25 protein-coding genes are annotated in these 24,856 nt (G+C 38.8%); 17 read left to right on the top strand and 8 right to left on the bottom strand.

The window, feature by feature from the left end:
* The first annotated feature begins 189 nt into the window (after positions 1-189).
* The 4 genes from FK178_RS04940 to FK178_RS04955 are packed head-to-tail and all read left to right on the top strand — an operon-like array spanning position 190 to position 3,598.
* Positions 190-618, top strand: coding sequence for a DUF6146 family protein (locus FK178_RS04940; RefSeq protein ID WP_146831577.1), 429 nt, complete (start codon positions 190-192; stop codon positions 616-618).
* Positions 619-653: 35 nt separating this feature from the next.
* Positions 654-956 (top strand): DUF6787 family protein, encoded by a 303-nt coding sequence (locus tag FK178_RS04945; protein ID WP_146831580.1) that lies wholly within the window; start codon positions 654-656, stop codon positions 954-956.
* Positions 957-960: 4 nt separating this feature from the next.
* Positions 961-1,284, top strand: a complete 324-nt coding sequence (locus FK178_RS04950; protein WP_146831582.1) for a hypothetical protein — start codon at positions 961-963, stop codon at positions 1,282-1,284.
* A 58-nt stretch (positions 1,285-1,342) separates the two neighbouring features.
* On the top strand, positions 1,343-3,598 hold the full coding sequence (locus FK178_RS04955; protein ID WP_146831584.1) for a TonB-dependent receptor: 2,256 nt from the start codon (positions 1,343-1,345) through the stop codon (positions 3,596-3,598).
* A 59-nt stretch (positions 3,599-3,657) separates the two neighbouring features.
* On the opposite strand, the gene FK178_RS04960 is transcribed toward FK178_RS04955, so the two are convergent.
* The 3 genes from FK178_RS04960 to msrA are packed head-to-tail and all read right to left on the bottom strand — an operon-like array spanning position 3,658 to position 5,155.
* Positions 3,658-3,963: a hypothetical protein gene (locus tag FK178_RS04960; protein WP_146831586.1), complete on the bottom strand. Its 306-nt coding sequence runs from the start codon at positions 3,961-3,963 to the stop codon at positions 3,658-3,660.
* A 45-nt stretch (positions 3,964-4,008) separates the two neighbouring features.
* Entirely contained in the window at positions 4,009-4,602 is a 594-nt protein-coding gene (folE, locus tag FK178_RS04965) for a GTP cyclohydrolase I FolE (RefSeq protein ID WP_146831588.1), read from the bottom strand.
* A gap of 7 nt (positions 4,603-4,609) precedes the next feature.
* Complete coding sequence (gene msrA, locus FK178_RS04970; RefSeq protein WP_146831590.1) at positions 4,610-5,155, bottom strand: peptide-methionine (S)-S-oxide reductase MsrA; 546 nt, start codon at positions 5,153-5,155, stop codon at positions 4,610-4,612.
* Between the two features lie 151 nt (positions 5,156-5,306).
* Between msrA and FK178_RS04975 the strand changes: the two genes are divergently transcribed.
* The 9 genes from FK178_RS04975 to FK178_RS05015 all read left to right on the top strand — a co-directional run bounded on the left by FK178_RS04975 (position 5,307) and on the right by FK178_RS05015 (position 16,063).
* Positions 5,307-7,748, top strand: a complete 2,442-nt coding sequence (locus FK178_RS04975) for a DUF5916 domain-containing protein (protein ID WP_146831592.1) — start codon at positions 5,307-5,309, stop codon at positions 7,746-7,748.
* Between the two features lie 50 nt (positions 7,749-7,798).
* On the top strand, positions 7,799-8,458 hold the full coding sequence (locus FK178_RS04980) for an ABC transporter ATP-binding protein (RefSeq protein ID WP_146831593.1): 660 nt from the start codon (positions 7,799-7,801) through the stop codon (positions 8,456-8,458).
* 16 nt (positions 8,459-8,474) lie between these two features.
* Positions 8,475-9,239 (top strand): TIGR02757 family protein, encoded by a 765-nt coding sequence (locus FK178_RS04985; protein ID WP_146831595.1) that lies wholly within the window; start codon positions 8,475-8,477, stop codon positions 9,237-9,239.
* 68 nt (positions 9,240-9,307) lie between these two features.
* Positions 9,308-10,522 (top strand): GAF domain-containing sensor histidine kinase, encoded by a 1,215-nt coding sequence (locus FK178_RS04990; protein WP_146831597.1) that lies wholly within the window; start codon positions 9,308-9,310, stop codon positions 10,520-10,522.
* 83 nt (positions 10,523-10,605) lie between these two features.
* Positions 10,606-11,808, top strand: a complete 1,203-nt coding sequence (locus tag FK178_RS04995; protein ID WP_146831599.1) for a GAF domain-containing sensor histidine kinase — start codon at positions 10,606-10,608, stop codon at positions 11,806-11,808.
* Positions 11,809-11,871: 63 nt separating this feature from the next.
* Positions 11,872-13,800, top strand: a complete 1,929-nt coding sequence (locus FK178_RS05000) for a BatA domain-containing protein (RefSeq protein WP_146831601.1) — start codon at positions 11,872-11,874, stop codon at positions 13,798-13,800.
* A complete protein-coding gene (locus FK178_RS05005; RefSeq protein WP_146831603.1) occupies positions 13,797-15,053 on the top strand; it encodes a dihydroorotase in 1,257 nt (418 codons plus the stop codon). The genes FK178_RS05000 and FK178_RS05005 overlap by 4 nt, the downstream gene beginning before the upstream one ends.
* A gap of 24 nt (positions 15,054-15,077) precedes the next feature.
* Positions 15,078-15,404: a DUF4870 domain-containing protein gene (locus FK178_RS05010; protein ID WP_146831604.1), complete on the top strand. Its 327-nt coding sequence runs from the start codon at positions 15,078-15,080 to the stop codon at positions 15,402-15,404.
* Entirely contained in the window at positions 15,404-16,063 is a 660-nt protein-coding gene (locus tag FK178_RS05015) for an alpha/beta hydrolase (RefSeq protein WP_146831605.1), read from the top strand. Before FK178_RS05010 ends, FK178_RS05015 begins: the two co-directional genes overlap by 1 nt.
* Here the strand turns inward: FK178_RS05015 and FK178_RS05020 are convergent.
* Entirely contained in the window at positions 16,060-16,557 is a 498-nt protein-coding gene (locus FK178_RS05020) for a hypothetical protein (RefSeq protein ID WP_146831606.1), read from the bottom strand. The genes FK178_RS05015 and FK178_RS05020 overlap by 4 nt on opposite strands.
* Positions 16,557-17,318, bottom strand: a complete 762-nt coding sequence (locus tag FK178_RS05025; RefSeq protein WP_146831607.1) for an MBL fold metallo-hydrolase — start codon at positions 17,316-17,318, stop codon at positions 16,557-16,559. The genes FK178_RS05020 and FK178_RS05025 overlap by 1 nt, the downstream gene beginning before the upstream one ends.
* A 100-nt stretch (positions 17,319-17,418) precedes the next feature.
* Between FK178_RS05025 and FK178_RS05030 the strand changes: the two genes are divergently transcribed.
* Positions 17,419-18,870, top strand: a complete 1,452-nt coding sequence (locus FK178_RS05030; RefSeq protein WP_146831609.1) for a TonB-dependent receptor — start codon at positions 17,419-17,421, stop codon at positions 18,868-18,870.
* Positions 18,871-18,923: 53 nt separating this feature from the next.
* Here FK178_RS05030 and murA read toward each other — a convergent pair whose 3' ends face one another.
* The 3 genes from murA to FK178_RS05045 all read right to left on the bottom strand — a co-directional run bounded on the left by murA (position 18,924) and on the right by FK178_RS05045 (position 21,300).
* The gene (gene murA, locus FK178_RS05035; protein WP_146831611.1) at positions 18,924-20,237 is read right to left on the bottom strand and encodes a UDP-N-acetylglucosamine 1-carboxyvinyltransferase; all 1,314 of its coding nucleotides are present in this window, start codon (positions 20,235-20,237) and stop codon (positions 18,924-18,926) included.
* A gap of 11 nt (positions 20,238-20,248) precedes the next feature.
* Positions 20,249-20,893 carry a DUF4290 domain-containing protein gene (locus tag FK178_RS05040; protein WP_205677216.1) on the bottom strand — a complete coding sequence of 215 codons (645 nt, stop codon included), beginning with the start codon at positions 20,891-20,893 and terminating at the stop codon, positions 20,249-20,251.
* Between the two features lie 113 nt (positions 20,894-21,006).
* Entirely contained in the window at positions 21,007-21,300 is a 294-nt protein-coding gene (locus tag FK178_RS05045; RefSeq protein WP_146831616.1) for a DUF493 family protein, read from the bottom strand.
* A gap of 81 nt (positions 21,301-21,381) precedes the next feature.
* Here FK178_RS05045 and FK178_RS05050 point away from each other — a divergent pair, with 81 nt between their 5' ends.
* From FK178_RS05050 to fmt, 3 genes are read left to right on the top strand one after another with little or no spacing between them, the layout of a single operon-like run.
* Complete coding sequence (locus FK178_RS05050) at positions 21,382-21,921, top strand: AAA family ATPase (RefSeq protein ID WP_146831620.1); 540 nt, start codon at positions 21,382-21,384, stop codon at positions 21,919-21,921.
* A gap of 2 nt (positions 21,922-21,923) precedes the next feature.
* Positions 21,924-23,828: a RecQ family ATP-dependent DNA helicase gene (locus tag FK178_RS05055; RefSeq protein WP_146831623.1), complete on the top strand. Its 1,905-nt coding sequence runs from the start codon at positions 21,924-21,926 to the stop codon at positions 23,826-23,828.
* Positions 23,825-24,772 (top strand): methionyl-tRNA formyltransferase, encoded by a 948-nt coding sequence (gene fmt / locus FK178_RS05060; RefSeq protein WP_146831626.1) that lies wholly within the window; start codon positions 23,825-23,827, stop codon positions 24,770-24,772. Before FK178_RS05055 ends, fmt begins: the two co-directional genes overlap by 4 nt.
* The last annotated feature ends 84 nt before the right edge of the window (positions 24,773-24,856 follow it).

Genomic DNA, 24,856 nt, shown 5'->3' on the forward strand with positions numbered 1-24,856 from the left:
TTAATCGTACCTTAATCAAGCCAACATCCTTCATCATATTTAAATATTTTCCGTGAAGAAAAGTAAGTCGGCAGAATTATTGCGGATGGTAATATAACAAGCAGTGGATAAAAAGGATTAAAATTTAATTTACTGTGAGTATATTACACTCCCATTTTTAACTGAATATTTATTTTTAAAGCAAAGGCGATGAAAAATCTTTTATACTTCATAGTAATAGGTCTAATGATCTATGGATGTGGATCTGGCAAAGACCGTGATTTTACCCAGGACCAGATCCCGGTAATGGCCAATGATACCGTACGAATTGCCAATGACAGCCTGGAATACGAGATCATAATTATTGAACCGGGATTTAATTTGTTTATCAACAGTATAGCCCGGCCCCGCGGGTACCATACCCAAACCTACCTGGAGAATAAAAACCGATTCCTGGTTCAGGAATACAATGCAAGGGTTATGAGTCCTCAAAGGTACAATCCCAATTTGTACGTACAGGAAATAAATTATGATCCTAATGTAGACTATGGATATGAAGTAAATTACCTGCTTTATAATTACTTCGTTTTCTTCTCCCAGGAATATAATCAACGCTTCTCAGTTCCTACACGACTTTAATTTTTATTTAAAATTAGATATGATATATTTGCACCATGAATAAATTGAAAAAGCGCTGGGGTATTGAATCTAATTTTCAGATCGTCCTGATTCTTATAGTGTTTGCAATTACAGGTTCTACTTCTGCAAAACTGGCGGGGCCTTTATGCGACCTGCTTGGTTTTAACCAGGAAAATTCTCCCTGGTACCTGTACTGGTTTCTAAGAATTGTGCTAATATTCCCAATTTATCAGGTATTACTGGTATTTTTTGGATGGGTTTTTGGCCAGTTTGAATTCTTCTGGCAGTTTGAGAAAAAAATGCTTAGCCGCCTGGGATTTTCAAGGTTTTTCAATTAGTTGTATGGAGATTGTAAAGGAATATACTCTTATCTTCTTTGCAGTTGCATTGCTATTTCCCTCTGCTGTTAGCTTAAGCCATATGTTTGCACATCAGGAGCACGAGGCTTGTTTTGATTTTACAGAAACACATTATCATAAAAAGACGTTAGATTGCGAACTTTGCGATCTTCGCAGCAATCAGTTGCTGGCTTTTAAAGTTGAAAATTACCAATTTTACATCCCTTATATTCCTAAATTAAGGTCTACAGATTTTTATCAATTTTTAAGTGATTTTCAAAAATTACCATTCGCATTAAGGGGTCCCCCTGCTTTTGTATCAGCTTAATTTTTGAAGGAAAATATTTTTCCTCTTTTCAATTTCTTATTACTTAAAAAGCATATTCATGTACAAGATATTATTTATAATAACGGCCATGGTATTTAGTACCTCAGCCTATTCACAACATACTGTTCAGGGTAAAATATCAGACCCCGAAACCGGAATCCCGGTTTTTGGAGCCACCGTTTATTTTCCCCAATTAGAAAAAAGCGGAATGTCTAATGCCGAAGGAGAATTCAGAATAAATAATGTCTCCCCGGGAAATTATCAATTGGTGATCTCCTCCCTTGGATATGCCACCCGTACTCTAAATATTACAGTGCCATTAAGCTCTTCGCTGGAAATAGAACTGCGCACATCGGCAATTGAAATGGAAGCAGTAATTGTTTCCACGCCCTTTCACCGCCTGCAGAGTGAAAATGTGGTTATGGTGGCCAGGGAAACCACAGAAAATCTTGTGAGGAATGGTGCCAGGAGCCTGGCTGATGGGATCACACAGTTGCCCGGGGTAGAAAGTATAACTACAGGTTCAGGAATTGGCAAACCGGTAATTCGTGGATTAAGTTCAAACCGGGTGCTGGTGTATGCCCAGGGAGTGCGAATGGAAAATCAACAATATGGTGATGAACACGGATTGGGGCTAAGTTCCAGCGGGGTTGAGAGTGTTGAAGTTATAAAAGGCCCAGCTTCCCTGCTCTACGGTAGTGATGCGTTGGGCGGGGTGCTTTACTTAAACCCTGAAAAATATGTACCGGCGGACAGTACCAGCATAGACGCAGGTGTTACTTACCATACCAACACCCTGGGTACCGAGGCAAATGCAGGTTTTAATACTGCGGGAGAAAGATTTCGTTTTCTTTTAAGAGGTAACTATGCCACGCACAGTGATTATGAAACCGGAGACAAGGAGCGGGTTACCAATTCAAGATTTGATGAAATTGACATTAAAACAGGGGTAGGTTATCAGGATAACAGATACCGTGGGGATTTTAGGTACAATTATAATAATTCCAATATTGGTATCCCTGAAGAAATTGGAGAACAAAGTACTTCAAAAGAAATGATGCTTCCCTACCAACAGGTAGATAATCATATTTTAAGCTTTGACAATAAAATATTTTTTAATAATTCCAGCCTTGACCTAAAGGTGGGATATCTTTTTAACAACAGGAAGGAATTTGAAGATCATCACCACGAGGAGGAAGGTCATGAGGAAGAAGAGGAAGAAGAGGAAGAAGAAGGACCGGCATTGGAAATGCATCTTGAAACCCTTAATTATGATATAAAATACAACACAGCCAAATGGGGTAATTTTGAGACTATTTTTGGGGTACAGGGAATGTATCAAACAAATACCAACTTTGGAGAGGAGATCCTTATACCCGATGCTTCTGTAAGAGATATAGGCATCCTGGCTACGACCCATTATCATTTGGATAAAATTGATTTTCAGGCAGGTTTGCGCTTTGATAACCGAAACCTGAAGAGTAAGGAACATGGCCTGGCAGGAGAAGATGAATATTTTGCTCCTTTGGAAAGAGATTTTACCAGTTACAATGGGGCACTGGGAATGAAATTTAATGTGTTCAATTCACTAATAGTAAGGATGAATGGTGCAACAGGGTTCAGAGCGCCGAATCTTGCCGAACTCACTTCTAATGGAAGCCATGAGGGAACCAACAGGTATGAAATAGGAAATCCGGGATTAAATAATGAACAAAATTTCCAGGGTGACCTGGCATTGGAATTTAGAAATGAGCATTTTGAGATCTATACCAATGCATTTTACAATAAGGTAAACAATTATATTTACCTGAATCCTACAGGAGAATTTATAGATAATGACCCTGTGTTTCAATATCTACAGGATGACGCAAGGCTTTATGGCGGGGAAGCAGGTTTACATATCCACCCGCACCCAATTCACTGGCTACATATAGAGAGCAGTGTAGAACTGGTAAAAGGGGAAAGACAGACTGGTGAGAATTTACCATTGATCCCGGCAACCTCTTTTACGAATACCCTTAGGCTGGAATGGGACGAGAATTCTGTACTCGCCAATAAATATGCTTTTCTTACGGTAAAAAGTACCTTGGCACAAAACGATGTGAATGAATTTGAAACCTCCACCCCGGGATATACGCTGCTAAGTGCAGGAGTGGGTGGAAATTTTGGAATTAAAGGTCAAGTATTTGGATTGAGACTTAGTGGTACTAACTTGCTCAATAAAACCTACATTGCACATTTATCACGTTTAAAACCGGATGGCATTCCCAACCGCGGCAGAAATTTAAGTATAAGCCTGAGAACGGCATTTTAATACAAAAAAGAGGTTGCAATTTGCAACCTCTTTTCTTTTATAGCTTTTATTTAATTTTCCTAAATAACCTCTGCTTCTATAATTATTTCGTTGGAGGAAGTTTCTTTCTTCCATACCAAAGTGTATAACCACATTAAGGTAAAGGTTGGAATTATATCGGTACCCGGTAGTATCTCTTCAAGGAAAACAATTGCCGATGCTACTTTTCCCTTTTTCCCGGGATACATTTCACTCATCTTTTTGGCTGCAAAAGGAGCCCAAAGTATATCCAGAAAAGGTCCCACCAGGGGAATTGCATAGGTAGCCATACCTATCGCATCATAAACAAGACCTTTTAAAAATAATTTATTTTTCAGGTTTTTCATCTTTTTTGGTTTTTTATAAACTAAGTATTACAAAAAAAATGCCACTTATTTGAGGTTGGAGGAAATGAGCTTCATGAACTCATTACGGGTTTCTATTTTTTCAAACTGCCCTCTAAAACCTGAAGTTGTGGTTACACTATTTTGTTTTTGAACACCCCGCATCATCATACACATATGCTGGGCTTCTATAACAATTGCTACACCTTTTGGTTTTATGGTTCTATTAATACATTCCAGGATATCGTGTGTAAGCCGTTCCTGTACCTGCATGCGGCGGGCAAATACGTCTACTACCCGGGGAAGTTTGCTTAGCCCTACTATATAACCATCTGGTATATAACCTATATGTGCCTTTCCAAAAAATGGTAACATATGGTGTTCACAAAGGGAATACAACTCAATGTCCTTCACCACCACCATTTCATTGTAGTTCTCTTTAAACATAGCTTGTCTCAAAACCTCCTCTGGATCTACATGATACCCCTGCATTAAAAACTGCATTGCCTTAGCTGCTCTCTCAGGAGTTTTGATAATCCCCTCCCGCCCGGTGTCCTCACCCAGGGTGGTTATAATGTTTTCAAAATTCCCGGTAAGCTCTCCGGTGACCTCTTCACTATATTCTTCAAAAAATGTATACATGATACTTTTATCTTTTTAATTTATCTGAAAACAAATGCTTCAGTTTTTTAATTTTAGGATCAATGATGGCCTGGCAATACTGTTGTTGAGGATTCCGGGAATAATATTCTTTATGCTCGGGTTCGGCTTCATAGAAGGGCGGTGCCTGGGTTACCTCTGTAACAATTGGATCTTTAAAGAGGTTCTCTTTGTTAATTTTATCAATTACACGGAGTGCCATTTCCTGTTGTTCTGGGGTATGATAAAATATAGCGCTCCTGTACTGGGTACCTACATCATATTGTTGCCTGTTTAAAGTAGTGGGATCATGCGTGCTAAAAAAGATGTACAACAACTCTTCAAAGTTTATGATCTCAGGATTGAATTGAATTTCAATAGCCTCTGCATGGCCTGTCCTTCCTGTGATAATTTCCCGGTAAGCCGGATTCTTTATAGAACCCCCAGTAAAACCCGGAGTTACTTTTTCTACTCCCTCTACCCTTTCAAAAACTGCTTCGGTGCACCAGAAACATCCTCCCGCCAGGGTGGCAACTTCCCTTTTTCCATTCTCCATAAATTTTCAAAATTTAATTTTGTTTAACAAAGTTAATAATAAAATAAACAAAAAATGTTATTTAACTATTAATTAGTTTCAGCAATAAAATTAAGACAATTCTTTTGTAACCTTGCAACTCAATATTTCTTTTACCTGAACCTTTGCAGCAATGAAGTTTAAAGGCTTTTTTATTCTTTTATTTTTCGTTTTAATAAATTCCAATGCCCAGGAAAAAAACACACCAACCTCTTTTCTTCAGAAACAATACCAGGCTTCCCGAATTACCGAAGCCCCTAAAATAGATGGTTTTTTAACAGATGAGGTATGGCAGGGTGTTCCCTCGACTTCAGATTTTGTAATGGTTGAACCCGGAGATGGGGTACCCATACGGAAAACTCACGAAACTTTTGTGAAAGTTGCTTATGATGATGATGCTGTTTATTTTGCTGCTGTAATGATGGAACCGGAAGCGGGTAAGACCATTGTGCAAATGAACCAACGTGACAACCTGGGGCAGGCAGAATTTTTTCTTATAGATATCAATACTTATAATGATGGTGAAAACCAAACCCGCTTTATAGTTACTGCTGCCGGCACATTGGCAGATGCAAGAATGACAGGTGAAAGTGAAGATTATCTTTATAATTTAGTTTGGGAAGCGGAGGTTTCACAGGATGAAAAGGCCTGGTATGCTGAAATTAAGATCCCTTACGCCGCATTGAGATTTCCTAAGAAAACTGAACAATTATGGGGGATACAGTTTGCGAGAAATATCACCCATTTAAATGAGCAATATGTATGGAATTACATTAATAAATCTATAGGAAAAGCAAGCCAGTACATAGGTTTATTAACCGGTATTAATTCTATTTCCCCACCTGTGCGCCTTAGCTTTTATCCCTATACCTCTTTTGAAGTTGATAATTATAAAAGCTCCACCCAAACCAATTTTAATGCAGGCCTTGATTTTAAATATGGTATAAGCGATGCCTTTACCCTGGATGCTACCCTTGTACCGGATTTTGGGCAGACCGCTTTTGATAACGTTGAACTTAATCTTACCCCTTTTGAGCAGGAATTTGGAGAGAACCGTGCCTTTTTTACTGAAGGAACAGAGCTTTTTACCAAAGGAAATTTATTTTATTCCCGTCGTATAGGGGATGCTCCCATTGGTTTTAACGCCGCTCAAAGGGATATTCTAAATGATGAGATTGTTATTGAGAATCCCGAAAATGCCAATCTTTTTAATGCTTTAAAAATCTCCGGGAGAACAGAAAGAGACCTTGGAATTGGATTTTTTAATGCGATCACCCAGGAAACCCAGGCTGTTTACCGGGACACTATCACAGGCCAAACCCGTACAAGGGTTACTGAACCCTGGGCCAATTATAACATTGTAGTGTTGGACCAGCAATTTAATAACAACTCATTTATATCTTTAATTAACACGAATGTTACCAGAAATGGAAACTTCCGGGACGGGAATGTATCAGCCTTCTTGTTTGATATTTTTACGCCTTCCAATGATTTTAATTTTGCAGGCCAGGCTACTATGAGCAATGTAAATGTACCCGTTCAAAACATCACGGGTTTCGCATCCAACTTTGAAGTTAAACGTACCAAAGGAAATATTAGATATGGGGTGGAACACCAATTTGCCAATGAAACCTATGACATCAATGATCTGGGTATAAATTTCACCAATAATTATAACAATTTTTTCTGGGAGACTTCCTACCAGATCTTTGAACCTAAGGGCAATTATAATCAATACCGCATAAGATTATATGGGAACCATCTGCGCCGGTATATCCCAAACCTTACCACCGGAACCGGTATTGGTGGTAACTTTTTTGCCTTCACCACCACACGGTTTGCGTTCGGCGGTTTTCTGGAGGTTAACTCTCAATTTAAAGATTTCTTTGAACCACGAAAAGAAGGTGCATATGTTACCTACCCTAAAAACATTGCAGGAGATATCTGGGTATCTTCAGATTATAGAAAGAGGTTCGCTTATGATTCCAGAGTGGGATATCAGCATTATATAGACAATCCTCAGGAAAGATTCAGTTTAAATATTAATCCGCGGTTTCGCTTCAATGATAAATTCACGCTCATTTATTCATTTGATTATGTTAATTCAAAGAACAGGAACAGCTTTGTAAGTCAGCTCCCGGGAGATGTTCTTTTTGGGTTACGCAATATGGAAAGTATTGAAAACTCCATCCAGGGAACTTATAATTTCGACACGAAGCAGGGAGTTAAATTAAGCTTCAGGAATTTCTGGTCGGCTGCAACTTTCCTGGAAAATAATTTTTCGGTTCTAAAGGAGGAAGGTAAACTGGTCTCCACCACTATCTCCCCTACCCGTGATCCTAATGCCAACTTCAATATCTGGAATTTTGACCTTAGTTACCGCTGGCAATTTGCTCCCGGTAGTGAGGCTATCCTGCTTTACCGAAATTCAATTTTCAACCTTGATAATGAGAATGAATTAAGTTATTTTGAAAGCCTGGATGCCCTCCTGCAGGGGCCTTTACGGCAAAATATTTCCTTAAGGATAGTTTACTATTTAGATTACAATAATGTGAGGAATATTTTTAAAAGCTAATTTTAGTTTAAAAAGATAATAAGTACTTTCACCAATTAAGAAATAACCAGATGATCTACGCCAATAATATTCATAAATACTACGGAGACCTGCACGTTTTAAAGGGTGTGAATTTACATATTGAAAAAAGTGAAATAGTTTCTATAGTTGGAGCTTCAGGAGCAGGAAAAACCACCTTGCTTCAAATTTTAGGGACCCTGGACCAACCGGAAAAAAATAAGGACAGTATATTAAGGATCAATTCTATAGATATTTATTCTCAGAATGCGCGAAAGTTATCAAAATTCCGAAATGAGCAAATAGGTTTTATTTTTCAATTTCACCAGTTGCTGCCTGAATTTACAGCCCTTGAAAATATATGCATCCCGGCCTTCATAAAAAATACCCCAAAAGCTGAAGCTGAAAAAAGGGCTATGGAACTTCTCGAGTTTTTGGGCCTTACAGCAAGGGCCCATCATAAACCTTCTGAAATGAGCGGTGGGGAACAACAACGTATTGCCGTTGCACGTTCTCTTATAAATAACCCCGCCGTGATCTTTGCCGATGAACCCTCCGGAAACCTGGACAGTGAATCTGCGGAAAACCTTCACAAGTTATTCTTTCGATTAAGAGAAGAATTTGGCCAAACCTTTGTAATCGTAACTCATAACGAAGAACTTGCCAATATGGCCGACCGTAAACTCACCATGGTAGACGGGGAGATAGTCTAAAAACCTAGAGATGCTCATGAATAAAAAGGAGCTAAAATCATTTCTGGACTATAAAGTTGAGGAGTATAACAATCCCCGGTTTATTGAAACCGACCCTATTCAAATTCCCCATAAATTCAGTTTGAAAGAGGACATTGAGATCGCGGGATTTTTAACGGCAACCATTGCCTGGGGCAACCGGAAAAGTATTCTTACCAATGCCTCCCGGTTAATGGATTTGCTGGACAATTCACCTTACGATTTTATCATGAACCACCGGGAAGATGATCTCATTTCACTTGAAAATTTTGTGCACAGGACCTTTAATGGGATTGACCTTCAGTTTTTCGTGAGTTCCCTTCAAAACATTTACAACAATCATGGGGGGCTGGAAAACATTTTTACCCAATTTGCCGCAACCAATAACCTTCAGGGGAGCATACATGAATTTAAAACGATATTTTTTGAACTACCACATTTACCCCGCACCCAAAAACACGTAAGTGACCCTTATAAAAATTCGGCTGCCAAAAGAATAAACATGTTTTTAAGGTGGATGGTGAGGAAAGATGGCGCGAATGTTGATTTTGGAATTTGGGAAAAATTGAAGCCCTCACAATTATCCTGTCCCCTGGACGTTCATTCCGGTAATACTGCACGAAAGTTAGGTTTACTTTCCCGAAAACAAAATGATGCCAAGGCTTTACAGGACCTGGATAAATCCCTTAGGAAACTTGATGCTGCAGATCCTGTTAAATATGATTTCGCCCTTTTTGGTTTAGGGGTATTTGAGAAGTATTAACATTTCTTTAACCATTCAGATTATTTTATTAACTTTGAAGGAATTAGGTCTCCTTACAACAATTCTATATGAAACAAGCAGAAATTCCGGTAAATGAAAAAAGCAGGTTAAAAACACTGGAGAAATTGCAATTACTGGAATCCGGGCCTGATGAAAATTACGATAATATCACCAAACTTGCTTCAATGATATGCGGTACACCTGTATCATTAGTTACTCTCATTGATGAGAAGAAGCAAACATTTAAATCGAAAATAGGTACAGAAATATCTGAGGCGCCCAGGGAAATAAGTCATTGCTCCCACGCAATCCTTAATCCCGAAGATATTATGGAGGTTAAGGATACCCGGGAGGATGAAAGATTCTTCGATAATCCATACACCACTGGCAACCCCCAGATACTTTTTTATGCAGGAATGCCATTAAAGGCTTATAATGGAGATGTGATGGGCACCCTTTGCGTACTGGATGTAAAACCAAATTCCCTTACCGCAGAGCAAAAAGATGCTTTAAAAGCACTTGCCAAACAGGTTGAAAATTTATTTGAATTAAGAAGGCATAATCTTGAACTCGAAAAAACCACTTTTGAATTAAAAGAAAAAAATTCCCAGCTTAGAAATTTTGCCGGTATCGTCTCTCATGATATGAAAATGCCTTTGGCAAATATGATTATTACTTCAGATCTTATTAAGGCTAAATATTCTTCAAATTTTGACGAAGAAGGAATTCATTATCTTGATTACCTGAAACAATCTTCCTATAAATTAAGCAATTACATTACCGGAATTCTTCAGCATTATGAAAGCGACAGTTTATTTGACAGTAGCATTGAGGAATTTGACATTCATGATTTACTGGAGAATATTATTGATCTTTTGAATATTAATTATAACTGCGTAATTAATCTACCGGAAGACAATATGATGCTTAATTGCAATAAAATAGCGCTGCAGCAAATATTCATTAATCTCATAGGAAACAGTCTAAAATACAACAATAAAGAAGAGATCATTATAGATGTTCAATGCAGCAACGGCGGAGATTTTTACAATTTCGCTATAAGTGACAATGGTATAGGAATACCAAAGGATAAGCAACAGGATATATTTGAGTTGTTTACCATTGTTGAAGAAATTGACCGATCTGGAAACCGTGGAAATGGCATTGGATTATCTACTGTAAAAAAACTTGTTACTTCCCTGGGAGGTGATATAACTGTAGAATCTGAAATTAATAAAGGGACTACCTTTAAATTTACAATGCATAAATCCCAATGTAATTGATAAACATTGAATTAATAATTAGAATGACAAAAAAAATTCCTATTATTGATTAAGTGAAAAAGCGGTAAGAAGGCTTTACCCATATGGAGAAAAAAAATTACCAGGCAAACGAAAAGATCCGGAAATCGGTTTTAGAAAGTTATAATCTCCCTAACAGTTGTTCAGACCCAGATTATGATGAGCTTACGTTCCTAACAGCTGCTATTTGCCAGGTGCCTGTAGCTTATCTAAGCATAATAGAACCCACTAATATTTGTTTTAAAGCCCGTTACGGTATTAGCCTTAGTGGAATTAACCGCGAATTATCCTTTACCCAGGATCTCCTTAATTCAGGCAAAGATCTTATTGTTTTAAATTATAAAGACACTCCGGAACTCTTTGATAATAAGGAGGCCATTTACAATCAAAAATTTAAATTCTTCGCCGGGGTGCTTTTAAAAGATTCCCGTGGGTATCCTTTGGGTGCGCTCAATATACTTGATACAGTAGAACGCGAATTGAATGCAACCCAAAAAAAAGGATTAAAAACCCTGGCCCACCAAAGTTTTAAACTTATGGAGTTTAGTAAGCAGAACAACGAGTTTCAGCTTATTCAGAATAAATTAAAACAGAAATATGAAGAACTGGAAAAATTTGCCAGTTTGGTTTCTCACGATATAAAATCTCCATTAGCAAACATTATTTCCCTTACAGAGCTTTTAAAAGAAGAGAATCAGGGTAAATTTGATGAAGAGACCACCCAATACCTTAACTACCTTGTTGAATCCTCCTATTCCCTACGTAATTACGTAGATGGAATTCTTAGCTTTTATCGCAGTGAGCATATACTGGAAAAAGATTATGAGAATGTAGATCTTCACCAGATCCTGCAACAAATCGCTAAATTATATGAAGTGTCAGATGATGTTATCCTGGAATATCCAAAGGAGGCAATGTTGCACCACGTCAATAAAGCTGCTCTTACCCAGGTTTTTCTTAACCTCATAAGTAACGGATTAAAATATAACAAAAAGAGCATCCGGAAGATCCAGATCAAATTTGAGGAACAACCGTTCTTTTACCATTTTGAGGTAAAAGATAATGGGGAAGGTTTCCCTGAAGAAAATTCTTCAAAGATCTTTGAACTCTTTACTACACTTGATACTACAGACAGGGAAGGAAACCCGGGCAGTGGGATTGGTCTTGCAACGGTAAATAAACTGGTGCAAAGCATGGGAGGAGAGATCAAGGTACGCTCAACCCCGGGCGAAGGAAGTTCGTTTAGTTTCACAATACAGCGACTTTAGACCAGGCGGAATTACTTTAAATGAGTGCCTTTTTATATATTTGGGATAATATTCAAAATTTCCATGCAATTTAATAATCCAGAAGTTCTCTTTGCCCTCTTCCTGTTGATTATTCCTGTTATTATCCATTTATTCCAGCTAAGAAAATTTAAGAAGGAAAGTTTTACCAATGTAAAGTTCCTGAAAAAGATCACCCCGCAAACCCGTAAAAGTTCCCAGTTAAAAAAATGGTTGGTACTGGCCACCAGATTATTGCTTCTGGCCTGTATAATAATGGCGTTTGCAAGGCCTTATTTTCCTTCTGGAAATCCTGAATCACAAAATATTGAAACTGTGATCTATCTGGACAATTCCTATAGCATGCAGGCAACCGGTACGCGGGGCCGTCTCCTTGACAGAAGTGTTCAGGATTTACTGAGCCAAATGCCCGAGGACAGAACCTTCACCTTAATTACCAACAATGATGAAATTGAGGAAGTTACACGGCAAGACCTTCAGGAAATAACGTACTCTGCATCCCAAGCCGATCTCAAATCGGTTTTTCTTCGGGCCGGTAATAAATTTTCGGCAGATCCACGGGTGACAAAAAAATTGCTTTTAATATCAGATTTTCCGGGGAATTTAGAAATTCCTGAAGAGTTTACCGGTAAAGACTTTGAGATCTACGCGCTCCCCAGGCAAGGACAACGCCGGGGAAATATAAGCATTGACAGCCTTTACCAGGAATTTGAACGACCCGGCGAACAAATAGTAAAAGTAAGGTTTAGTTATACCGGAAATAATCCGGGATCTGTTCCGGTCTCACTTTTCAACGGACCAGTATTATTGGGAAAATCAAGTATAGATTTTACCAAAGAGGAAGAGTTTTATGAAATAGGCTTCCCGCTGGAAGATTCTGAAATTTCCCGGGGAAAGATCACCGTGGAAGATAACGGATTGGAATTTGACAACAGTCTTTATTTTTCTGTCAATAAAAATTTACCTGTTACGGTTACCAGTATAAATTCGGGTGAAGCAGGATTTTTACAACGGATTTTTAGCGGGCCCGAATTCGATTATAATGCGATGCCGGCAACAGGCATAAATTATAATACACTTACCGCTTCCCGGGTTATCATATTGAATGAATTACAGGATCTTTCTGCAAGTATGGCTTCTACCCTCACTAATCTTGCAGCTAGTAAGGAAGTTGTATTTATTATTATTCCTTCCGTAGAAGCTGCCGGACCGGGAATGAACTCTTTTCTAAGGACTATAGGATTTTCGGGTTTTGGAGAGCCTATAGCAGAAGAACGGTTAATAACAAACATTTCCTTTAATCACCCTGTTTTTTCAGGTGTTTTTGAAGAGCAGGTGAAGAATTTTGAATATCCAAAGGTGCAGTTATCTTACGGCCCAGGCACCGGGGGAAAGACCGTGCTTAGTTATGAGAACAATAATGCTTTTCTACTGGAAAACCGCGGCAACTATTTCTTTACCGCCCCTTTAAATAGTACTAATTCAAATTTTACCCAATCTCCCTTAATTGTACCCGTTTTCTATAATATGGGCATATCTGCCCTAAAACCTGCGCAATTGTACTATGAGCTTGGCAGGGCCAATAAAGTGGATGTTCCGGTAAAATTACCCGGAGACAGGATACTAAAAATAACTTCTGCTGAAGAAAATTTTATTCCGCAGCAGCGACGATTTACAAATAAAGTGGAGATCATAACAGAAGATTTGCCCCAGCAACCCGGTAATTTCAATATTATCCTGGAGGAAGAAGGAGGTCCGCTTATTTCCATAAGTTATAATATTCCCAGGACTGAAAGTAAGAGCGACTATGTTGAGATTTCAGATAAAGACAAATTCACCATCCTTGAAGAACTTCCCCAGTTTTTTTCTTCCGCAGGCTTTGTAAAAGAATTGGATACACTTTGGAAATGGTTTGTTACTTTTGCTTTAATCTTTTTAATTATTGAAACCCTGCTCCTAAAATATTTTAAATGAAAATACTTCTAAGGTCGGCCAGAATCATAGCTCCCTCCTCTCCTTACCATCAAAAAAAAGCAGATATTTTTATTGAGAATGGGATAATTAAAGAAATAGGTGCTTCTCTAAAGGTAAAGGATCCGGACCGTGAAATTGTTCTGAAAGACCTGCACGTTTCTGTAGGTTGGTTTGATAGCAGTGTAACGTTTGGAGAACCCGGTTATGAAGAAAGGGAAACTATAAAAAATGGCCTGGATACAGCTGCTCTTAGCGGGTTTACAGCCATCGCTTTAAATCCCTGTACCAACCCGGTCATAGATGATAACGGTACTGTTACATCAATTCTTTCCAAAGCCCAGGGTCATCCGGTTAATATGCATCCTATTGGTGCTCTTACCCGAAATTCCCAGGGAAAGGACCTTGCAGATCTTTACGATATGTCCCAGGCAGGAGCCATTGCTTTTGGAGATCACAAACAGGCGGTCATGAATTCAAATCTTTTGAAGCTCGCCCTTCAATATGTACAAAATTTTGGAGGCCTGGTACAATCCTTTCCGCAGGATAATAATATTGCCGGGAAAGGGGTTATTAATGAAGATGAGAACAGTACGCGTTTAGGTTTAAGGGGCATTGCGCCTTTAGCTGAAGAAATGCAAATCGCAAGGGACCTTTCTTTACTGGAGTATACCGGGGGAAAATTACACATTCCAACTATTTCCACATCCGGCGCTGTGAAACTTATTAAAGAAGCCAAAAAGAAAGGCCTGGATGTTTCCTGCAGTGTTGCAATTCATAATCTCATATTTTCTGATGATGTGTTGATGGAATTTGATACTAATGCGAAGGTCCTGCCTCCACTGCGTAATAAAAAGACCTTGAAAAAGCTGCAGGCGGGTTTAAAAGAAGGAACTATAGATATGGTTACTACAGATCATACTCCTATAGATATTGAACATAAAAAAGTTGAATTTGAACAGGCCTTATATGGTACAATTGGCCTGGAATCGGCTTTTGGGGCTCTGTTGAATATAACATCCCTGGAGGAAACCATAGACTATCTTACCCGGGGGAGAAGCCGCTTTGGCCTTCCGGTTCCGGAAATAGCCAAAGGTGAGAAGGCAAACCTTAGTTTATTCACACCAAAAGGAAAACAAATATTTACACAGGAAAATATATTTTCCAGTTCGCGGAACAGTCTGTTTTTGGAACACGAATTAACAGGGAAGGTCTACGGGATAATATCAGGAAATAACATTCTAATAAAGGAGTGAGTTTATTAATTAATCAAGGAACCTATGAACAATACAGTTGAAGCAGGAAAAACTGCCGCCATTGTTGCCTACCTCACAATAATAGGAACAATTATCGCCTATTTCATGAACAATGACACCAAAAACCCATTTGCAGCATTTCATATACGCCAGGCACTGGGCATACATATAACCTTTTATCTTCTTGGGGCATTTGTAAGCATTTTTGACAGCTGGTTGATATCCTATCCATTTTATATTTTTATTATTATTTTATTTGGGTATGGCTTGTTTACAGCTATTCAGGGAGAAACAAAAGAAGTTCCGCTATTGGGGAATTATTATCAAAAATGGTTTAGTACAATTCAGTAATGACATCAAAAGATCTTTGTTTACATCATCTTATAAGAGAGCCAAAAGAAAAAAAAGAAAAATCCCCTGTTTTGATCATGCTTCATGGTTATGGCAGTGATGCCAATGACCTGTTTTCTTTCGCCTCTGAACTACCCGAAGAATTATTCATAATTTCTGCGCAGGCGCCTTACCCCCTACCACCTTATGGCAATGCATGGTATGCTATAAATTTTGATTCAGTGCAGGGAAAGTTCAGCGATGATTTCCAGGCCATTGAATCCCGTAATAAGATCGTACGATTTATTGACGAGGTTGTGGAAAATTATCCTGTAGATCCCGGGAATGTTACACTTCTGGGTTTCAGCCAGGGTACTATATTAAGTTACGCAGTGGCCCTTAGCTATCCTGAAAGGATTAAGAATGTTATTGCTTTAAGCGGTTATATTAACCTTGACATTCTGGAGAAAGGCTACCGGAATAACGATTTCTCTAAACTTGGCATTTATGCCTCACATGGGTCACAAGACCAGGTGATCCCTGTATCCTGGGCGAGAAGAAATCCTGAAATTTTGAAAAGCCTGGCTATTGAGCACACCTATTCTGAATTTCCCGTTGGCCATGGCGTTGCCCCACAAAATTTAATGGAGTTAAAAAACTGGCTAAAAAAGAGGCTTTAATTTACCGGATAAAGAAAAGAACTTTCAGTATTCAACTTGAGGTTTTTGTTTTCGTCGATTTCATAAGATATAAACAACTCTCCCCAATAGGTACCATCAGTAAAATCAGCGATGATCCATTTGTGGTTAAGAACCTTTACCTTGTTAATGCGCATTACCCCTTCCATACCGGCAAAGGGTACCAATTCATTATCTTCACCGGCGGTATTACGACCTATTAATTCATCTTCAAGGCTGCGCTCAAGTTGGACAGGATCTATACCCTGATCTTCAAAATAAGAGATGGCTTCTCCATTTTGGGCAAGGGAAAAATATTTTAACCCTGCATTTTCCGTTAATAATTCTCTATTGGATGTATCTGCCTTTTCAAGCTGGCTTTCCAGGTTCTCAATATAGGAGTCTTTTGAATCCAGAATTTTTTTATCATTCACGTATATAAAAATCGTGAACATAAGGGTAAAGATAAAAAGGTATAAAAAGATCTTGCTGCGCATTAAATAGTTATTTTAAGATTATCGTAGGCCAAAAAAACATTTTCGGGTAAACTTTGTTGTACTTCTTCATGAAAACCCATAACATGGCTTATATGGGTGAGATAAGCCCTTTCAGGCTTAAGGTCTTCTATGAACTCCAAGGCATCTCCAAGGCAAAAATGGGAATGATGGGGCTCCTGTCTTAAAGCATTTACCACCAGAACTTTTACTCCCCTTAATTTTTCAATTTCTTCCTTTTCAATGGTCTTTACATCTGTGAGGTAGGCAAAATCTCCAAACCTGAAGCCAAAGACCTGCACCCTGTTATGCATCACATTAACAGGGACTATCGTCAAAGATTTGAAGTTAAAGGGCTCATTGATAATTTCCTGTATGGATACACTTGGCGCGCCGGGATATTTATTTTCAGTTTCAAAAATATATTCAAAACGTTTTTTAAGGGAATTTAAAACACGTTTATGGGCAAACACAGGAATATCCCCCTGGCGAAAGAAAAATGGCCTGATATCATCCAGCCCGGCAGTATGGTCATTATGTTCATGGGTGTAGAGAATGGCATCTATATGATCAATCCCATGGGTAAGCATTTGGGATCGAAAATCGGGCCCGCAGTCAACCAAAATTGAATAACCTTCCCAATTAACAAGAACGGAGACCCTAAGACGTTTATCTCGGGGATCATTGCTTAAACATACAGGATGTTTACTTCCTATAACCGGGATCCCCTGGGAGGTTCCCGTACCTAAAAATATAACTTCCAAGCCTGTTATTTTTATTACAAAAGTAGGTATAATTTTTTTCTATGGACCGCCATTTTAGTACCTTTGTCCTACTTAACTTTTGGACTTAAAGTATAAAATTATGCCCATCACCATAATGGGGGACAGAGAATTCGAAAATGTTCCCTCTATAAAAAGTAAAGCACTTCGCATAAATCTCAATGAAAATATTTACGGGACCTTCTCTGAAATTGGGGCAGGACAGGAAACCGTGAGGAATTTCTTTAGAGCGGGCGGTGCTTCAGGAACCATAGCAAAAGCTATGAGTGCCTATGACAAGGATTTTAGTGATGCTATTTATGGCATAGAAGAGGACAAACGCTATGTGACAGAGGCAAGATTAAAAAAAATGCTTTCTCATGAGATCAATCTTATTGAGGAACGTATTACCCGTGACAAACATCCCAATAAACTATTTTTTAGCTACGCGAATACGGTGGCTACCATAGATTTTGCCAAACAATACAAAGGACACGGGTGGATAGGAATACGCTACCAGGTGGATCCTAAAGAAGATTACAATGAAATAAGCCTGCATATTCGTTTTCATGAAAACGATGCCAGATTGCAACAAAATACGCTGGGTATTTTAGGTGTGAATTTGATCTACGGGGCTTATTATAAATATGACAATCCCAAGAAATTACTGCGCTATTTATATGACCATATAGATAAGGACCAAATTGAGATTGACACCATAAACTTTTCGGGTCCCCGTTTCCAGCAGGTTGATAACAGACTTATGAGCCTTCAGCTTGTTAAGAACGGAATGACAGATGCCGTAATGTTTGCACCAGATGGTAATAACATTCTACCGGCAAAGATCCTTTATAAAAAGAATATCCTGGCACTTCGGGGAAGTTTTCGCCCTGTTACCAAGGTGAACATGGATATGTACAAACGTTCCCTTGAATTATTTCTGAAAGAGAAAAAGGTTTCAGAAGAAAATACGGAAGTTATTTTTGAGATCACCTTATCCAATTTGAGGGCTGAAGGTGAGATTGATGAACGCGATTTTATGGACAGGGCAGAATTATTGTGTTCTCTTGGCCAAACAGTTATGATCTCCAATTTTCAGGAATATTATAAAGTGGTTGAATATTTCTCCAGGTATACCAAGGAAAGAATGGGTCTTGCCATGGGAGTAAACAACCTGGTTGATATATTTGATGAGCAGTATTACCGCCATTTAAGCGGTGGTATTCTGGAAGCTTTTGGAAAATTATTCTTTAAGGACCTTAAAGTATATTTATATCCATTCAAAGATCCTGAAACAGGCGAACTTATTACAAGTGATAACCTTAAGGTACATCCTAGAATGAAAGAACTTTACAAGTTCTTTAAATACAATGGAAAGGTTGTAGATATCACCAATTATGATCCTAAAATTTTAAGTATTTTCTCCAGGGAAGTATTGCAAATGATCAATGAAGGAAAAACCGGATGGGAAGAAATGCTACCTGAACGCACTACTGCAATGATCAAGAATCACCACCTTTTTGGCTATAAAGAAAAGGTAGAGCAAAAGGCTTAATAAAACATTAATGACATAAAAAAAGCGGTTTAAAAATTTAAACCGCTTTTTTTTTACGCTATCCTTTTTATTTTGGCTCCAATTGCTCTTAGCCTTTCATCAATATTTTCATACCCCCTGTCAATCTGCTCAATATTATGAATAGTAGAAGTTCCCTGGGCTGACATTGCCGCAATTAAAAGGGACACCCCGGCCCTGATATCAGGTGATGTCATGGTGGTAGCCCTTAAGCTCGATTTAAAATCATGGCCTATAACGGTAGCCCTGTGGGGATCGCATAAAATGATCTTGGCACCCATATCTATTAACTTGTCTACAAAGAAAAGGCGGCTCTCAAACATCTTTTGATGTATCAATACGCTTCCTCTGGCCTGTGTTGCCACAACCAGGAGTATGCTTAAAAGATCTGGTGTGAAACCCGGCCAGGGAGCATCGCTAATGCTCATTATAGAACCATCTATGAAGTTTTGTACCTCATACCCATCCTTATGAGCGGGAATAAAAATATCATCTCCTCGACGTTCTATCGTAATTCCAAGTTTTGCAAAGGTATTCGGAATGATCCCCAGGTTATCCCAGCTAACGTTCTTGATAGTGATCTCACTTTTGGTCATAGCCGCAAGCCCAATCCAGGAACCAATTTCGATCATATCCGGCAGGATGGTATGCTCACAACCTGTAAAGCTTTCAACACCTTCAATGTGAAGTAAATTGGAGCCTATGCCCTCAATTTTAGCTCCCATAGAGTTAAGCATTTTACATAACTGCTGCAGGTAGGGTTCACAGGCTGCATTGTAAATAGTAGTTTTGCCCTTTGCCCAAACAGCGGCCATTAAAATGTTTGCTGTTCCTGTAACAGAGGCCTCTTCAAGCAACATATAACTTCCGGTTAACCCGTTTGGTGCATCTACGCCATAAAATCTTTCCTCCTTGTTATACCTGAATTTGGCGCCAAGTTTAACAAAACCTTCAAAGTGGGTATCTAGCCTGCGGCGTCCTATTTTATCTCCTCCGGGCCTTGGAATATATCCTTTTCCAAAACGGCCTAAAAGGGGACCAACAATCATTATCGAACCTCTAAGCCCACTACCTTCGGTTTTGAATGCTTCACTTTCCAGATATTCAAGGTTAATCTCATCACTTTGGAAGCTATAACTCCCCTTCTTCAATTTTTCAACTTTTACCCCCAGGTTTTTCAAGAGAGTAATTAATTTATTTACATCAATAATATCTGGAATATTATTAATAATAACTTTCTCAGAAGTTAAAAGTACCGCACAAAGAATTTGAAGGGTTTCGTTTTTCGCTCCTTGTGGCTGAATACTGCCACTAAGGGCATGCCCTCCTTCAATTTGAAAAATTCCCATGTAATAAAGTTTTAATGACGTTTACGTCCGCGTGGATTTCGGTTCGTTTTTTTTGCAGGAGGTGCACTGCTTTTGAATTTTTTATTCCCTCTTAAAAGGTTGGCAGCTTCGCTAAGGTCCTCTTCCTTATTTTTAAGGTTTATGGTACCTCCGCTTAATTCTCTAAGATGTTCAAATATAATTTCATCTTCTACTGTTTCACGGTTCCAGTTGAGATAAGATTTTTTCATATGATTGGCAATAGAGTAGATAAGCGCCTCTTTAAGATCGCCTTCTTCCATTTTTACCGCCTCATCTATCATTCTCTTTATATTGTTGCCGTAGAACCTGTATTTTGGGAAATTTTGTGGATAACCCATTGGATCGGGCCTTTCTTCCAGAAGTTCCCTGGAAGGTTTCGGGAAAGGGGAATCAACATCCAGTTTAAAATCACTTATTATAAATAATTGATCCCATAATTTATGTTGAAAATCTGGCACATCGCGTAAATGAGGATTCATATTTCCCATTACGGCTATAATAGACTTGGCAACCTTATTACGTTCAGCCTCATCTTCTATGGCCACAGCATGTTCCACCATTTTTTGCAGATGCCTTCCGTACTCCGGAATAATTAACTTACTCCTTTCAGAGTTATATTCTAATTCGTATGTCAAAATTGAAATTTAAGGTGATAATTAAACTGGTAGAAATTATAATGCTGCAAAATACTAAATATTATTCAACCCGCGTAAAAATTTAAACACTTAACCCGGGGGGAGTTTTCCTTTTATAAAGAGATAACACCTTCCACCTTATCTCCAACTTTCCGGTACTTTTCAATTACCGCGTCTGGATTTTTCATACGCACATTTACAGATACGCTGGTATAATTCCCGTTTTTAGACTGTCGGGTCTTTATCACCGCGCCCATATTATCAAAAATATGGTGAATCATCGTGATCTTCTCTGCTTCAGTAGGAACAATGAATTTATATAAATACTCAGATGGCCACAGGGAGGTGTCATGCAACTGCGATTTTAATTTCTTATAGAATTCTTCGGGGTCTCTTGCTGGTTCCATAATTTTTCACTTTCATTTGAGTGCAAATATACAAGGAATGTTCCATTTTTTTTATCAGATACAAATCCCGAAATTTGCAACGTGCAAAATAAAAGAATTGTAATTACCGGCGGGCCCGGTACCGGAAAATCATCAGTTATAAATCATCTGGAACGATTGGGCTATAATTGCCTTCATGAGGTTTCCCGTGAAATAACGGCTGCAGCCCAAAAGGAGGGCATTGACCAATTGTTCCTGGAAAAACCTATATTATTTAGTGAAAAATTGATGGAAGCCCGTGTTAGGCAACATGAGACTGCGTCCCTTCTTAAGGATAAGCCGGTGTTTATTGACAGGGGCATCCCCGATGTGGTAGCATATATGGATTACTTCGGAACATTGTATCCTGAAAAATTCAGCCATGCCTGCAACACCTATTCCTATGATCTTGTTTTTTTATTGCCTCCCTGGGAGGAGATCTACGAAAGGGATAATGAGCGCTATGAAAGTTTTGAACAGGCCTTACTTATCTATGATTATTTAAAAAAAACGTATATTACTTATGGGTACATCCCAATTGATGTTCCCAAACATACCATTGAGCACCGCTGTGAGTTTATTTTAAATAATCTCCATGTCTAAAATTGCAGGAAGCCAAACACATATTACAAAAATACTGGGGCCATCAAAGTTTTAGGCCGCTCCAGCAGGAAATAATTACGGGCGCTGTAAATAACAGCGATGTCCTGGCTTTACTTCCTACCGGCGGAGGGAAATCCCTGTGCTTTCAAATTCCTCCCCTGCTTAAGGAGGGAATTTGCATTGTAGTCTCTCCATTGGTGGCTTTAATGGAAGACCAGGTTCAAACCCTTCAAAAAAAGGACATCAAGGCTCTGGCGATCCCGGGAGGAATTTCTTTTGGAGATCTTGACACCTTGCTGGATAATTGTATTTATGGCAATTATAAATTTTTATATCTCTCGCCGGAGCGGCTGCAACAGGAGCTTGTACAACAACGTATTAAGCAAATGAATGTAAACCTTATCGCCATTGATGAGGCTCACTGTATCTCTCAATGGGGCCATGATTTTCGTCCCGCATATCTAACTATACCGGTTTTACGGGAACTTCATCCCGAGGTACCGGTCATGGCGCTCACAGCCTCTGCTACCAAGGAAGTGGTAAAGGATATCTGCCTGCAATTAAAGCTACGCGATCCACTTATTTTTAAAGATTCCCTTGAAAGGAAAAATCTTGCATTCAAGGTGTTATTTGCTGAAGACAAAATATACAGGCTTCGCCAAACCCTGCAAAGCAAAGAGGAATCGGCCATAGTTTATGTTAGAAGCCGCAATGCAACTATTGATATTGCGCGCGAACTTGAGCATTATGGGTATAGTACCGCTGCATTTCACGGCGGAATGACGGCGAAGGAAAAATCTAAAAAGCTTGAAAAATGGCTTCGGGAAGAAGTGAAGATCATGGTTGCCACCAATGCTTTTGGAATGGGGATAGACAAGGCCAACGTAAGGCACGTAATTCATCTTAATCTACCCGAAAGTATAGAGAGTTATTTCCAGGAGGCCGGGAGGGCGGGAAGAGATCTCGAACCTGCTACTGCTACTATTATAACAAATAATAGCGACCTTCCATTATTGAGGAACCAATTTTTAAAAACCATTCCAGACCTTGAATTTACCATACTGGTGTATAAGAAATTGTGTTCCTACTTCCTCATTGCATACGGGGAAGGACAGGATATTACCTATGACTTCAATTTTTCCCATTTTTGTACCCACTACCAGTTACATTCTGAAAAAACATATAACACCCTGCAATTGCTTGACAGGATAAGCCTTATTAAACTCACGCAGCAGTTCAGGAAAAAAATCTACGTTCAGTTCGTTATTTCCAACCGGCTATTATTTTCCTATATTGATGAAAATGTGTCTTATGACCCTGTTATAAAGGCTATTTTAAGAACCTATGGAGGAATATTTGAAAATAAATTGCCGGTAAATCCCAATTTAATTGCAAAAAAAGCCGGCCTGGGAGAAATGATAGTAATTGAAACCCTCAAAAAACTTTACCGTGATAAGATCATAGATTTCGAATACCAGGAAAATGATGCTTCCATCACCTTTCTGGCACCCCGCGAGGACGAGCAGAGCATTTACCCTTTTTCTGAATATATTAAAAACCAGGCAAAAAATAAAATTGAAAAAATTAATGCTTTGCTGGACTATGTTGCAAATGATAAGATTTGCCGTAGCAGGCAGCTGTTACATTATTTTGGTGAAAAAGATCCTGAAGATTGTGGCATTTGCTCGGTGTGTCAATCTACAGACAAATACATTAAAAAAGAAACCATTAAGCGCATTTATCTTGAAATAATAAAGGAACTGGAAACGGGAGAAAAAAGTTCCCGTGACCTTGTGGCACGTATCCCTTTTCCCGAAGCCGGAGTTATTAAAGTATTGCAATTATTGCTGGAAAAAGATATTATCGCCCTTACCAGTGGCAATAATTATAAATTAAAACACATATGAGAGATTTGAGAATAGTATTCATGGGAACTCCCGAATTTGCCGTAAGTATTCTAAAGGAGATACTGGTTGCAGGATATACCGTTGCAGGTGTTATCACCGCGCCGGATAAACCCGCAGGCCGTGGGAGAAAACTCCATGAAAGCGCCGTTAAGACTTTCGCTGTTTCGAAAGACCTTCCGGTTTTGCAACCCACCAACTTAAAATCACCGGAATTCCTGGAGGATTTGAAATCATTAAATCCCAATATCCAGGTAGTAGTGGCTTTTCGAATGTTGCCTGAAACGGTTTGGAATTTACCAGAATTTGGAACATTTAACCTGCATGCTTCCCTTCTACCCCAATACCGCGGAGCAGCCCCCATAAACTGGGCAATTATTAACGGAGAAGAAATTACGGGGGTGTCTACTTTTTTCCTGGATGAAAAAATTGATACAGGTGCCACGATCCTGCAACAGAGTGTTGAAATTGATAAAGATGAAAATGCCGGGTCCTTACATGATAAATTAATGCATACCGGTGCAAAACTGGTTTTGGATACCCTGGAATTAATTAAGGAAAATAAAGCCGTTCCTGAGAAACAACAGGAATCTACATCTTTAAAGGATGCTCCTAAACTCACTAAAGAAAATACACGAATTAACTGGAATAATCCTATTGATGAGATCTACAACCTTATAAGGGGACTTAGCCCCTATCCTACAGCCTGGACCGAGCTTATTAATAATGGTGAGACGCTCCCAATTAAAATTTATGAGGCCAAAAAATACCCTGAAGATCATGAACTCCGGATAGGTGATGTGGTGGTAAAAAACAAGGAATTGCTGGTTGCTGTAAAAAATGGATATATACAACTTCTGGAAATCCAGATCCCCGGAAAACGAAAAATGAAGACCAGGGATCTTTTAAATGGCTATCAATTTGAAAACCATGCCAAAGTTCTCTAAAGCCTTGTCAGCACTGAAAGGGACAAATTTTGGAATAAATCAACCAGAGTTATTAACAAAATACGTGAGTTATTAACAAATAGC

Origin of the sequence: Antarcticibacterium arcticum, assembly GCF_007993795.1 — a bacterium.
Taxonomy (GTDB): Bacteria; Bacteroidota; Bacteroidia; order Flavobacteriales; family Flavobacteriaceae; genus Gillisia; species Gillisia arctica.

Excerpts from the sequence above, each read along its gene's own strand:
- FK178_RS04940 (WP_146831577.1), top strand. The coding sequence starts at position 190 with ATGAAAAATCTTTTATACTTCATAGTAATAGGTCTAATGATCTATGGA.
- FK178_RS04945 (WP_146831580.1), top strand. The coding sequence starts at position 654 with ATGAATAAATTGAAAAAGCGCTGGGGTATTGAATCTAATTTTCAGATC.
- FK178_RS04950 (WP_146831582.1), top strand. The coding sequence starts at position 961 with ATGGAGATTGTAAAGGAATATACTCTTATCTTCTTTGCAGTTGCATTG.
- FK178_RS04955 (WP_146831584.1), top strand. The coding sequence starts at position 1,343 with ATGTACAAGATATTATTTATAATAACGGCCATGGTATTTAGTACCTCA.
- FK178_RS04960 (WP_146831586.1), bottom strand. The coding sequence starts at position 3,963 with ATGAAAAACCTGAAAAATAAATTATTTTTAAAAGGTCTTGTTTATGAT.
- folE (WP_146831588.1), bottom strand. The coding sequence starts at position 4,602 with ATGTATACATTTTTTGAAGAATATAGTGAAGAGGTCACCGGAGAGCTT.
- msrA (WP_146831590.1), bottom strand. The coding sequence starts at position 5,155 with ATGGAGAATGGAAAAAGGGAAGTTGCCACCCTGGCGGGAGGATGTTTC.
- FK178_RS04975 (WP_146831592.1), top strand. The coding sequence starts at position 5,307 with ATGAAGTTTAAAGGCTTTTTTATTCTTTTATTTTTCGTTTTAATAAAT.
- FK178_RS04980 (WP_146831593.1), top strand. The coding sequence starts at position 7,799 with ATGATCTACGCCAATAATATTCATAAATACTACGGAGACCTGCACGTT.
- FK178_RS04985 (WP_146831595.1), top strand. The coding sequence starts at position 8,475 with ATGAATAAAAAGGAGCTAAAATCATTTCTGGACTATAAAGTTGAGGAG.
- FK178_RS04990 (WP_146831597.1), top strand. The coding sequence starts at position 9,308 with ATGAAACAAGCAGAAATTCCGGTAAATGAAAAAAGCAGGTTAAAAACA.
- FK178_RS04995 (WP_146831599.1), top strand. The coding sequence starts at position 10,606 with ATGGAGAAAAAAAATTACCAGGCAAACGAAAAGATCCGGAAATCGGTT.
- FK178_RS05000 (WP_146831601.1), top strand. The coding sequence starts at position 11,872 with ATGCAATTTAATAATCCAGAAGTTCTCTTTGCCCTCTTCCTGTTGATT.
- FK178_RS05005 (WP_146831603.1), top strand. The coding sequence starts at position 13,797 with ATGAAAATACTTCTAAGGTCGGCCAGAATCATAGCTCCCTCCTCTCCT.
- FK178_RS05010 (WP_146831604.1), top strand. The coding sequence starts at position 15,078 with ATGAACAATACAGTTGAAGCAGGAAAAACTGCCGCCATTGTTGCCTAC.
- FK178_RS05015 (WP_146831605.1), top strand. The coding sequence starts at position 15,404 with ATGACATCAAAAGATCTTTGTTTACATCATCTTATAAGAGAGCCAAAA.
- FK178_RS05020 (WP_146831606.1), bottom strand. The coding sequence starts at position 16,557 with ATGCGCAGCAAGATCTTTTTATACCTTTTTATCTTTACCCTTATGTTC.
- FK178_RS05030 (WP_146831609.1), top strand. The coding sequence starts at position 17,419 with ATGCCCATCACCATAATGGGGGACAGAGAATTCGAAAATGTTCCCTCT.
- murA (WP_146831611.1), bottom strand. The coding sequence starts at position 20,237 with ATGGGAATTTTTCAAATTGAAGGAGGGCATGCCCTTAGTGGCAGTATT.
- FK178_RS05045 (WP_146831616.1), bottom strand. The coding sequence starts at position 21,300 with ATGGAACCAGCAAGAGACCCCGAAGAATTCTATAAGAAATTAAAATCG.
- fmt (WP_146831626.1), top strand. The coding sequence starts at position 23,825 with ATGAGAGATTTGAGAATAGTATTCATGGGAACTCCCGAATTTGCCGTA.